Below are 11481 nucleotides of genomic sequence, written 5' to 3'. Positions count from 1 at the left end.
TACGAGATCGCTACACCCAACCTACTATTCTCTTAACTGAACTGACTAAAACTAAAGAACCCCACCCGGCCGATCGCGCTATCAAGGACACAATTGTTTAAACTATTGACTACGGACTCTTGTGTGGATGGTTTATGGCTATTTGGTTAAGTTTGTGTGCAGCGATTTTCGTAGTGGCTTACTTGCTGGGTTCCTTTCCCACTGGCTATATTGCTGTGAAGCAGCTAACAGGTATTGATATTCGAGAAGTGGGTTCTGGTTCAACAGGGGCGACGAATGTATTAAGAACCTTGGGTAAAGGGCCGGGAGCGTTTGTTTTAGGAGTTGATTGCTTAAAAGGAGTATTAGCGATCGCTTTAGTTTACGCTTTCTTGAATTTTGCCGCTACTTCCAACTTGATTCCCAAAACCGTAGATTTGCAATTATGGCAACCCTGGATGGTGATATTAGCGGGTTTAGCTGCAATTTTGGGACACAGTAAATCAATATTTCTGGGCTTTACTGGTGGTAAATCTGTGGCTACCAGTTTAGGGATATTATTGGCAATGAGTTGGCAAGTTGGTTTGGCAACTTTGGGAGTATTTGCCATTGTTGTTGCTATTTCTCGAATTGTATCCTTAAGTTCAATTTCTGGTGCGATCGCTGTTTCTATTTTGATGTTAGTTTTCCACCAACCATTACCTTATATTTTATTTAGTATTCTTGGCGGTTTTTATGTAATTATTCGCCACCGCAGTAATATAGAGCGCCTTTTAGCGGGAACTGAACCCAAAATTGGACAGCAGGTAGTTACAGAAACCGAAAAAACAGAAAACACAGAACAAACTGTTTAATGCTTGATGGTAATAGCAGGAGAAATGTAGGTTGAGTGAAACAAAGTGGAACCCAACAAAGCCTACTTGATGATGTTGGGTAATTAAAAACTTTTCATTCTCTCTGTGCCTTTGTGCCTCTACGTGAGAACATTTAGAGCTGATTCGTAAAGAAAATCTAAAACACTTCTAGGTGAGAGGGAATGGATTTTAAGCTAGAACCAGTGAGATAGTTGTACTAACAATGACACGTCTGCCAGAGATTTTTAATTGTGGACGAATCAAAGGCTCATTACATTTGGATGAATCTTGGTTGGCAAAATGGCGATGCCTGCGGCAACCCCTGTAGGGAACGCATTTCTGCTATGACTGTCTATGTGCGGATTCGTGATGATAAGTTCTGCATCGAAGAAGATTGGACGGAAAACGGTATTGCAACTGATTTGGTGCGTGCTGGTGTTCCCAAAGAAGAGATTGTTTTAGCATTTCATGAGCCGAAGATGAGACAGTATACAAATTTTGCTGTAGTTTCTTGACAGCATTTTAGGGTTTAACGCTTCTCAACCACTCAGTAATACCCTCTGCTAAAGTTTTGACTAACTTCTTCTGTTCCTGGGGATTTGTCGCCTCCTCAAAGTCGTCAGGGTTACTCATAAAACCTAATTCCAATAATACTGATGGTGTAGTATGGGGACGAGTCAGTGCTAAATTTTGCCAATACAAACCATAAGAAGGCCTACCCAAATCATTAACTAAGCGGTTGTGTAGTAAGACAGCTAGACTATGGGCTTGGGGATGATACCAATATGTACTGATACCCCTGGTATTTTCCGCATCACCATCATCTGGGAGGGAGCGATAGTGAAAAGTAAGAGCGATCGCAGGTGATTCTTGCTCTATAATTTTCTGACGTTCTACCAGGGATAAGTCTCGATCATCTTCCCTAGTCATCACCACAATTGCACCCCGCCGCGCTAATTCATCTCGCAATAGCTTGGTTACTTGCAAATTCAAATCTTTTGCTAACAAACCAGTAGCCCCGACTGCGCCCAATTCTTTACCACCATGTCCAGCATTGAGTAAAATTTTGATTCCAGATAAGGGCTTTTCAACAGAAAAATTAGCTAGATTTGGAGTTTTATCTTGCGCCCAAGTGACGGGAGAATTGGTGAGAGAATTTAAAACTACTAATCCTATCAGTAGTGGGATGAATTTCACTTCATTTCCGGTTATGGCTTGCCAACCTATATAAATACCAAAGGCGATCGTACTCCCAATAATACACCTAGTACAGTACCAAATACAGCAATTACTCCGGTTAATCCCACAATTCCTGGTAAAACCAGAGAAGAAGCAAAGTAAGAAGCCTGATTAGCAACAGTAACCCGACTGTTAGCAATGGTTTTAACTGTATAACAGATAGCAGAAGCTTTAAGTTTATTAATTGAGCAAGTTCAGCAAGCTGCTACTCAGTATACTGGTAATTTATAAAAGTTTTCTTAATAAAATTGATGGTTGTAGTAGTTAGCAAATATCAGCATTGATTGATGATAAGCTAATAATTGCTTGACTAAAGAGTTAACTATTAGCATATACAAAAGTATCTCTAGAGAATGGGTATCACCTTATATCTACAGATGGATGAACTTTCATTCATATTTAAGTAAAAATTTGTAGAGAAATGTTGAAGTGTTAGTAAAAAACAAATAAACATTACCCAAAATACTTTAGACTTGACTTATGATGTAGAAACTTTGCGGAGTTAAAATTCATCCATAAAGTCAGAGCTAATTCGTAAACTCAAGTTCAGTAATCATCTAGTAAGGGTTTAAATTAAGTATTTATTCCCAGGAACCCAATACTAGTAATTATTTGAATTTCCTTAATATTTTCTTTATGAATTAGCACCTAAGTATAATCAAGGAATATTTTTTGTTCCTGATTAAAATAATTGCCAACTAGGAATTTTCCCAATCAGATGGATGAATTATAGCTGGTATATCACTACTGCAATTATCACCAATTGCAGAGATTCATCCTGTCAACATTTGTTAGGAGAAGAATAATTTATGAAAGTTAAAACTGTATATGCAAGTATGGCGATCGCTACATTGATCGCTACAGGTATGATATCTGTTACCCCAGATAATGCACTAGCTCAAAAAAGTGCAAACCAAACTGAACAAAGCAGTTCAAGAGGTTCAAAGTCTTTAGAAATTCAATGGCTTTTAGGGTTTATACCCTGGCCTACATGGAATACACATTCTAAGCGTCCCAGAAGCCAAAATTTAATTGATGATGCTACCTATGCCAATAACCCAAATCGTCCAATACAAACAAATCTAGGTGGTTCAGGTAGACACACACCAAACGGTACAAATCACCCGTCTAAAGATGACGCAAATCACCCACATCATCCGATACCAATAAATACAGGCGGCTCAAATATACACACGCCAAACGGTACAAACCACCCGTCTAACGATGACGCAAATCACCCACATCATCCGATACCAATAAATACAGGCGACTCAAATATACACACACCAAAAGATCCAAACCACCCGTCTAACTATAAAGAAGTTCCTGTTCCCTTATTAATACCAGGATTAACTGCTTTTGGAGTAGGGTTAATTCGCAAACATCGCCAAGAGCAGAAGCAAATAAAGATGCAATAGATGAATTGATTACCTGTGAAAGTCAATAGTTATCAATATGAGTAAAAAACATAATCTCATTGTTTGGTGTGGTTTGATTGTGGGTTTTTACTATTACTTATTTTTTTGGTTAAAAACGCTAGTACAGTTTTTAATTGGTGGTAGCACATTTCCATTATTAACTATTACTGCCGGTTACTTAGCATTACAAGAGTTATGGCAAAATAAAGCTAAAATTGTGAGATTCAGGGCTACCAATATTCAGAGAAGATTAGGTCATATTTTGATAGGATGTGGAATTTTATTTTTCCCATTCAGTCTGGATAAAGGGTGGAAACAAGCATTAGTCTGGTTAAGTATCTTCGTCGGTATTGTGATTAGCACTTGGGGAATCAAGTTCTTTAAATACTATCTACGCCCAACTTTTTTAATCATTTTCAGTATCTATCCTGGCATTAATGTTTTACCGGGATATATATGGCAAGCGTTGACTCCCGAAAGAACAATGGATCAAATTCAAGCTTGGAGTGTTAATTTAGCACTTCACACTATGGGTTATCCCAGCAACATAGATGGAACATGGGTAAACTTGCCTACAGGTAGCGTCAATATAGGATGGGGTTGTAACGGATTTGATTTGATGGTGTTGATGTTGATGACTAGTCTGTTAATAGGTATGGCTTACAGACTAAAAAGCCGGCAGATATTAATCATAAGTTTATTGGGATGTGTGATTGCTTTTGTCTTCAACACTGCCCGCATTACATTGCTGGCAATTTCCGTTGCTTATTGGGATGGGCAATCATTTGATTTTTGGCATAGTGGCTGGGGCGGACAAATTTTTTCTTTAGCTATGTTTACCGCATTTTATTATCTGTTAATGCAAATGCGTTTACTAGATTTTGCTCGCAAATCTCATAGCAGTAATTAGGACTTACGTCTTTCAAGAATGGGTGTAAGGGTGTAGGTATGCAAAACCCTTACACCCCTTTACCCTTAACCCTATACACCCAGTCTCTACATAAAATCTTGGTGCGTAAGTCTTATTTCTGTTTAACACTGTTAAACCACTCAACAATTCCCTCGCTTAAAGCTTTGGCTAATTTTTGCTGTTCTTGAGAATTTGTCACCCATTCAAATTCATTGGGATTACTCATAAAACCTAATTCCATGAGTATTGATGGTGCGGCGGCTGGTCGAGTTAAGGCCAAGTTGTTCCAAAAAACTCCGTAAGAAGGTCTATTGAGTTTTTTAACTAGATAGTTGTGCATGAATACTGCTAAGTTATGAGCTTGGGGATGATACCAAAACATCCCAACTCCTTTGGTATTTTCCGCATCGCCGTCATCGGGTAAAGAATTGTAATGAATAGAAAGTGCGATCGCAGGTTTTTCTTGCGTGATAATTGCTTGACGCGCTGGTAAAGACACATCTTTGTCAACATCTCTTGTCATCACCACTGTTGCACCAAGTTCGACCAAATTCCCGCGCAGCAACTTCGCCACTGCCAAATTCACATCTTTTTCTAAATATCCAGTCGGGCCAGCTGCACCAGATTCTTTACCACCATGCCCCGGATCAAGTAGAATCTTCATACCAGATAAAGGCTTACTTCGCCGATTTTCCAGGGCAGGCGGATGGCGTAAAGCTAAAACCAGGGTAGTTCCTTCATATCTCAGTTGATATCCCCACTGTTGCGATTGTTTGAGGTTAAAGGTGTACTGCACCTGTCCCGGAATCAGCTGCTGCCAATCAAGGCGAGAAATTACAGGGTCATCATCCAAACGAATAATATCTGTTTGGGCAGTGGTATTGTAAAGTATCAGAGTCAAAGTCTGATCACTTTGCTGCACACTCACAGGTACAGGAAATTGTAAGGGAAAAACTATCTCTGTAGCATCCATCAGCCTGCGATATCCGACACTCCGAATAATTGTGCGTGGCGGAATTGCCCCCGGTAAAATGCGAGTCTCCTTGCTATTAATCCAAGCACCGTAGTCCAAGCGCAACCACTCACCTTCTTTCCCTGTGACTGTAGCTTGTGTTCCTTTCGGTAGTGGTGTCAGCCGGGAATAATCGGTGCTGGGGCCAGTGCGGGCTACACCTGCATCTACTATCACTTCAGCAACAGGTAACTGCGTTGGGGAGAAAATTGCTATTTTGCCAGTTCCTGGTTGAGTAATTGTCTGACCATTCAACGTCAGTTTAAACTGAGGTTGACCTAAATCTATCTCTTGATTAGCATCTGGGACAATAGCAGCAGAAATGATGTTGTTACCGTAAAGTAGGCTTAAAGATTCAGAGTCAGGTTTCTGCACCGTTGTGCAACCCGCATACTTGCCAGCAATTGGCTGAGAAGTAGGTTGGTTTCTGCCCGTCAGGGCTGCCAAATTACTAGGTAGTTGTACTTGTTGGGGTTGTGGTGCTAGGGCAACAGTTTGATTAGCGAGGTTTACAGAGACGTTAGCATTAAATGGGGCGATCGCACTGAAACAAATTAGTTCCCCTGGTAGTCTAGCAATATCCCCTGCTGGAGTCAGAGAACCTGGAGCAAATTCTAAGCCTTGTGGGACAACAGGCGCAGTTGCCTGCCTTGTCACTTTAATCTGAACAGTTTGATTTTTGTGACGGACTGTAAAAAGATTTTCTCCCAATTGTAACGGGAAACTCGGAGCAAAATGCCCGGATTGACTGCGGTTAACGACCTTACCATTAATTAGTACTTGTCCATTATTTGGGGCTGTACCCAAAAAAAATATTTTTTCCGTACTGGTTTGGTGGTTAGGTGGTGGAAAAACAACAATAAGAGATGAATCTGCTAATGCAACAGAGGAGGTAGCAATTAAGCCGAATAAGACTAGTGCGAGAAATTTTTTCACAACAAATCACAGAAGATTTCATGACAGTGCCTATGGCACAATTACGGGATGTATTTTGAGAAGGCGCAAGAGAGAAATACAAAATTACTATGACTAAATTTATCTTCGTAACTGGAGGTGTAGTTTCCAGTATCGGCAAGGGAATTGTAGCAGCAAGTCTAGGACGTTTGCTCAAATCACGGGATTATTCGGTGTCAATTTTAAAATTAGACCCCTATATTAATATCGATCCCGGTACAATGAGTCCTTTTCAGCATGGGGAAGTTTTTGTTACCCAAGATGGGGCGGAAACCGATTTAGATTTGGGTCATTACGAACGCTTCACTGATACCTTAATGTCACGTTTTAACAGTGTGACGACAGGTTCAATTTACCAAGCTGTGATTAACAGAGAACGGCGCGGTGACTACAATGGCGGCACAGTCCAGGTAATTCCCCATATTACCAACGAAATTAAAGACAGAATTACTTTGGTTGCTAAAGACACCAACCCTGATGTATTAATTACGGAAATTGGTGGTACGGTAGGAGATATTGAATCTCTGCCGTTTATGGAAGCAATTCGCCAGTTGCGGAAGCAAGTGGGACGGCAGAATGTGTTGTATATGCACGTCACTTTATTGCCTTACATTGCTTCGGCTGGGGAAATGAAAACCAAGCCAACACAGCATTCTGTGAAGGAACTGAGATCCATTGGCATTCAACCAGATATTTTAGTTTGTCGGAGCGATCGCCCGATCCCCGCAGGATTAAAGCAAAAATTATCTGAATTCTGTGATGTACCCGAAAAATGTGTGATTACTTCTCAAGATGCCTTGAGTATCTATGAAGTACCACTGATTTTAGAACGGGAAGGCTTGGCAGAACAAGCACTAGCATTGCTGCAAATGGAACAACGCACACCTGATTTAACTCAGTGGCGCACAATGGTAGAACGGCTATACAGTCCGAAGCGGACTTTGGAAATTGCCATTGTCGGTAAATATGTGCGGTTAAGTGATGCTTATTTATCTGTGGTAGAAGCCTTACGCCATGCAGCCATCGCTACCCATGCTGATTTGCGCCTGCGATGGATCAACTCAGAAATCTTAGAAACAGAACCAGCCGAAAATTATTTAGAAGGCGTGGACGGTGTACTAGTGCCTGGTGGTTTTGGAACGCGGGGAGTAGATGGTAAAATTGCAGCTATCAAGTATGCCCGCGATCACCATATCCCATTTTTGGGTTTATGCTTAGGAATGCAATGTGCTGTCATTGAATGGGCTAGAAATATCGGCGGTTTTTCAGATGCTAACAGTGCTGAATTTGACCCTGATACGACTAATCCAGTCATTAACCTCTTGCCAGAACAGCAGGACGTAGTTGATTTAGGCGGGACAATGCGCTTGGGTTTATATCCTTGTCACATTCTGCCCAATACTTTAGCTGGGAAGCTTTATCAAGATGATGTGATTTATGAACGGCACCGACATAGATATGAATTCAACAATGCTTATCGTAAGCTATTGTTAGAATCTGGCTATGTGATTAGTGGTACTTCTCCCGATGGCCGCTTAGTGGAAATTGTCGAATTTCCCAATCATCCGTTCTTTATCGCTTGTCAATTTCACCCAGAGTTTCAATCGCGTCCTAGCAATCCTCATCCTTTATTTGAGGGATTTATGCAGGCTGCGATCGCTCTTAAATACCCAAAGACTAATCTACAAACACCTGTAGAAGTTTCTTAACCCACTCAAACTTGAGTTGTGAATTTACCCAAACCAACATTGACTTAGGACAGAGATATTTTGTTATACAGGGTTAGCATCATTTTTCCACATTGGACTTAAGGAGATGTTGTGCCGTACTGGATGAAAATCTTTTACGAGAGGAAAGAATATGTGATTAATTTTGACCGTGTAAATGCTTTTTGCTATGAACAGAACGGCCGAGTTACTTTTTGGTTGCCTGATAGCGCCATTCCAATTGTCATTAATCCTCAAAATAACTTAGAAGACTATCAAAAAGTTCTCAAATATCTCGAACAAGTCACCGATGTCGAAGTAGACAGTGGTCACTGGGTGAAAATTATCGACGGCAAAAATGAATATGTAGTTAACCTCCATTGCATTAGTTCTTTCTGTCAAGAACCCAATGGCAGGATAACTTTTTGGCTACCAGATGGCACTATCCCAATCGTGATCAACCCCTCCAATAATCCAGATTCTTATCTGAAAGTTTTGCAGTTTGTCAAAAATACCACAGGATATTCTTTGTCTTAATCCCAGAGTAATCGTCAGTATTCAGGATACAGCACTCATCCCAAATCGATATGAAGCAGCCAATAATTAGCCTGCGATCGCAGGCTTTGTTTGTATAGCCCCAGATTTCCAGTCTCTTGGGTTGATTATTTTGGTTTGTGTTGTGATGTCGTGGTAGCTTGATTACAGTTGCCCAGTAGTGTCAGTTTGCGGCTGACTACTACCGGGAAATCCTCCGTAATTGATAAGGCCAACTAAGGAGGCACAGCTGATCATGACAAATAATTACGAAGATTCACATCTCCAAGATGATGTAAAAAATGACCAATCTTTAGACGGTTTGCAAATTCTGGTAGTAGATGATAGTGAAGATAGTCTGCTGTTGACGAAGTTTATTCTAGAAACTTATGGTATGCAAATCACAACAGCAACATCAGCTTTAGAAGCACTGAAGTTAATCAAAAATTGCAAATTTGATGTTTTCATTTTTGATATTGCTATGCCAAAAGTAGATGGATATTCGTTAATTCGTAAAGCTAGACAAATGTTACTCTGGCAAAAACAGCATACACCTGCGATCGCTTTAACTTCTCTGACTGCGGAAGAAAGTTATCATCTGGCATTATTATCGGGTTTTCAAGGCTATGTTCATAAACCAGTGGAGACGGCTGTATTAATCACTGAAATTAAAAAAGTTTTAGGAATTTCGCCAGGAGAAAATGGTGAATAATTCCGAGCGATCGCTAAAATACATACAGACAACCCAGGTAAATCTAGCAGGCGATCGATGATAAACCCACTCCCAGACTATAATCCCAGTGGTGTCGGTGAAATTAACGGCAACCTCTTTGGTTTGCCCTTTGATTACGAGTCAGCCAACTTAATTGTCTTTGCTGTACCTTGGGAAGTCACCGTTTCCTATGGTGCAGGTACAGCCAACGGCCCCCAAAGAATCCTCGAAGCCTCAACACAACTAGATTTATTTGACTTTGACAACCCAGATGGCTGGAAACAGGGAATTTTCTTAGTGGAAATTCCTCAAGATATTTTAGAAAAAAATAATTACTACCGCACTCTAGCCGCCCAAATCATCGAAAGACTGGCACAAGCTAAACCCCTCACAGACACACCCGATTTAACTCCCATCCTCACAGAAATTAATCAGGCTTCCTTACAAGTAAATCACTGGTTATTTACCCAGTCTCAAGCAGCCATCAATCAAGGTAAGCAAGTTGCAGTTATTGGTGGAGATCATAGTTCTCCATTAGGTTATCTGCAAGCACTGGCAACTAAATATTCTAACTACGGCATTCTGCATATTGATGCACATGCAGACTTACGCGATGCCTATGAAGGATTTGAATTTTCTCATGCTTCCATCATGTTTAACGCTGTGAAACTACCGCAAATCTCTAAATTAGTCCAGGTAGGTTTACGTGATATCAGCCATGATGAAGTGCAAATGATTGATCAATCTCATAATCGCATTGTTGCCTATTATGACCCAGCCATCAAGCAAAAACTTTATGCTGGCATCACCTGGATAGAGATATGCCGCGAAATTATCAACCATTTGCCAGAATATGTCTACATTAGCTTTGATATCGATGGCTTAGATCCAAAACTTTGCCCCAATACAGGTACACCTGTGGCTGGCGGTTTGGAACTAGAACAAGCATTTTGTATACTTCGTGAACTAGTCAATAGCGGTAGAAAAATTATTGGCTTTGATGTTTGTGAAGTGGGTGATGCAGAGTGGGATGGCAACGTAGGTGCGAGAGTAGTCTATAAACTAGCCAATTTCATGGAATTATCTCAACGATAATGGATATTGCCATCAAACTTCAGCAAACATCATGATACTTTTGGTTGATACCACAGGGATAAATTCAACTGTGAGCAAAAGTAATTTCCCGCAACAATTTGCTGCTGATGGTCAACTATCCAATCATAAAGTTGTGCGGCTCTTGCTAGGGCGACCCGTTCAGAACGATACAGGCGTGGACTCGGACAGAAAACTTCGCCATTGATGTGTATCCCTGCAATCAACCAATAATCGCTGCATTCGCCCTCTGGTAAAATTTCTAGAAACCCGCTACTGTAAGGCTCGATTATTCCCATATTCATTTGCAAGCTTAACAAAAACCGTCCTATTTAATTTAGCGAGGGTTTCCCGAAATAAAAGTAGTGTAAGCTCTATTTGTTATGCTTCAGGTATTTGATCTATGATGAACCATATATGAAATATATCTAGTAGTGTAAATTCCATGACAGCTTGCAGAAAGTAACTTCTAAATTCACAAAACTAGGATGATTGCTGTCTAAGCCTAAATATCTAACTCATCTTAACTTTTATACCTATTCTCAAATTACGGCTCTAGTACTTTAGCTCCTTAAAATATCTTAACAAGAGGATAGATTAAATTGACAGTCAACACACTTCTCGGACGAATCAATCAACATCAATATCTGCGTGAATTGCGAAATAAATTACTCCATCTTCACCGGATGTTACTAGATACAGAACGCATCAACTATGAGCAAGTTCATGGCAGAGTATCGACTAATCAACTCTTTCGACTTGTAATTTCAGATGAGCAATTTGCTTGGCTACATAAAATTTCTGAATTAGTGGTGCAGATTGATGAAACTTTATCATCTGATCAACCCATATCTTTAGAAGATGTGCAGAATTTAATTGCCAATGCTCGCAGTTTAATTGTACCTTCTGAGGTTGGTAATGAGTTTGCGAGAAAATACTATGCTGCGCTTCAAAGTGAGCCGAGCGTTGTATTAGCACATGCAGTAGTCTCAGAACTTTTAGCTATTAAGTAAATAAAGTCAAGCAGAGGATATGTATAGTAAAGTAATTTTACGCTACATATCCTTTTTT

At 40.3% G+C, this 11481-nt stretch carries 13 protein-coding genes; 10 read left to right on the top strand and 3 right to left on the bottom strand.

Annotation, left to right across the window (positions count from 1 at the left end; translation table 11 throughout):
• The first annotated feature begins 134 nt into the window (after nucleotides 1–134).
• Together plsY and H6G79_RS18625 are read left to right on the top strand one after the other, a co-directional pair.
• Nucleotides 135–833 (top strand): glycerol-3-phosphate 1-O-acyltransferase PlsY, encoded by a 699-nt coding sequence (gene plsY / locus H6G79_RS18630; RefSeq protein ID WP_190592784.1) that lies wholly within the window; start codon nucleotides 135–137, stop codon nucleotides 831–833.
• 251 nt (nucleotides 834–1084) lie between these two features.
• Nucleotides 1085–1348: an element excision factor XisI family protein gene (locus H6G79_RS18625; RefSeq protein ID WP_313933929.1), complete on the top strand. Its 264-nt coding sequence runs from the start codon at nucleotides 1085–1087 to the stop codon at nucleotides 1346–1348.
• A gap of 7 nt (nucleotides 1349–1355) precedes the next feature.
• Here H6G79_RS18625 and H6G79_RS18620 read toward each other — a convergent pair whose 3' ends face one another.
• Nucleotides 1356–2030 carry an N-acetylmuramoyl-L-alanine amidase gene (locus H6G79_RS18620; RefSeq protein ID WP_190592785.1) on the bottom strand — a complete coding sequence of 225 codons (675 nt, stop codon included), beginning with the start codon at nucleotides 2028–2030 and terminating at the stop codon, nucleotides 1356–1358.
• Between the two features lie 18 nt (nucleotides 2031–2048).
• Between H6G79_RS18620 and H6G79_RS37365 the strand changes: the two genes are divergently transcribed.
• The 3 genes from H6G79_RS37365 to crtC all read left to right on the top strand — a co-directional run bounded on the left by H6G79_RS37365 (nucleotide 2049) and on the right by crtC (nucleotide 4400).
• Nucleotides 2049–2174, top strand: a complete 126-nt coding sequence (locus tag H6G79_RS37365; RefSeq protein WP_277877271.1) for a hypothetical protein — start codon at nucleotides 2049–2051, stop codon at nucleotides 2172–2174.
• Nucleotides 2175–2881: 707 nt separating this feature from the next.
• Complete coding sequence (locus H6G79_RS18615) at nucleotides 2882–3490, top strand: hypothetical protein (protein ID WP_190592786.1); 609 nt, start codon at nucleotides 2882–2884, stop codon at nucleotides 3488–3490.
• Nucleotides 3491–3527: 37 nt separating this feature from the next.
• Nucleotides 3528–4400 (top strand): cyanoexosortase C, encoded by an 873-nt coding sequence (gene crtC / locus H6G79_RS18610; RefSeq protein ID WP_190592787.1) that lies wholly within the window; start codon nucleotides 3528–3530, stop codon nucleotides 4398–4400.
• A 112-nt stretch (nucleotides 4401–4512) separates the two neighbouring features.
• Here crtC and H6G79_RS18605 read toward each other — a convergent pair whose 3' ends face one another.
• A complete protein-coding gene (locus tag H6G79_RS18605; protein WP_190592788.1) occupies nucleotides 4513–6348 on the bottom strand; it encodes an N-acetylmuramoyl-L-alanine amidase in 1836 nt (611 codons plus the stop codon).
• An 89-nt stretch (nucleotides 6349–6437) separates the two neighbouring features.
• On the opposite strand from H6G79_RS18605, the gene H6G79_RS18600 reads away from it, so the two are divergent.
• The 4 genes from H6G79_RS18600 (at nucleotide 6438) to speB (ending at nucleotide 10413) form a co-directional block, all read left to right on the top strand.
• Nucleotides 6438–8075: a CTP synthase gene (locus tag H6G79_RS18600; protein ID WP_190592789.1), complete on the top strand. Its 1638-nt coding sequence runs from the start codon at nucleotides 6438–6440 to the stop codon at nucleotides 8073–8075.
• A gap of 111 nt (nucleotides 8076–8186) precedes the next feature.
• The gene (locus H6G79_RS18595; RefSeq protein ID WP_190592790.1) at nucleotides 8187–8609 is read left to right on the top strand and encodes a hypothetical protein; all 423 of its coding nucleotides are present in this window, start codon (nucleotides 8187–8189) and stop codon (nucleotides 8607–8609) included.
• Nucleotides 8610–8862: 253 nt separating this feature from the next.
• Nucleotides 8863–9318, top strand: coding sequence for a response regulator (locus tag H6G79_RS18590; RefSeq protein WP_190592791.1), 456 nt, complete (start codon nucleotides 8863–8865; stop codon nucleotides 9316–9318).
• Between the two features lie 57 nt (nucleotides 9319–9375).
• Nucleotides 9376–10413, top strand: a complete 1038-nt coding sequence (gene speB / locus H6G79_RS18585; protein WP_190592792.1) for an agmatinase SpeB — start codon at nucleotides 9376–9378, stop codon at nucleotides 10411–10413.
• 29 nt (nucleotides 10414–10442) lie between these two features.
• Here the strand turns inward: speB and H6G79_RS18580 are convergent, their stop codons facing one another.
• Entirely contained in the window at nucleotides 10443–10715 is a 273-nt protein-coding gene (locus H6G79_RS18580) for a hypothetical protein (protein WP_190592828.1), read from the bottom strand.
• A 297-nt stretch (nucleotides 10716–11012) separates the two neighbouring features.
• Between H6G79_RS18580 and H6G79_RS18575 the strand changes: the two genes are divergently transcribed.
• Complete coding sequence (locus H6G79_RS18575) at nucleotides 11013–11423, top strand: hypothetical protein (protein WP_242048450.1); 411 nt, start codon at nucleotides 11013–11015, stop codon at nucleotides 11421–11423.
• Nucleotides 11424–11481 lie beyond the last annotated feature (58 nt).

The sequence above is a fragment of the Anabaena sp. FACHB-83 genome (assembly GCF_014697485.1).
GTDB lineage: Bacteria > Cyanobacteriota > Cyanobacteriia > Cyanobacteriales > Nostocaceae > Nostoc_B.
Note: the sequence above shows the minus strand (reverse complement) of the source record. Positions and strands in the feature narration are given on the sequence as shown.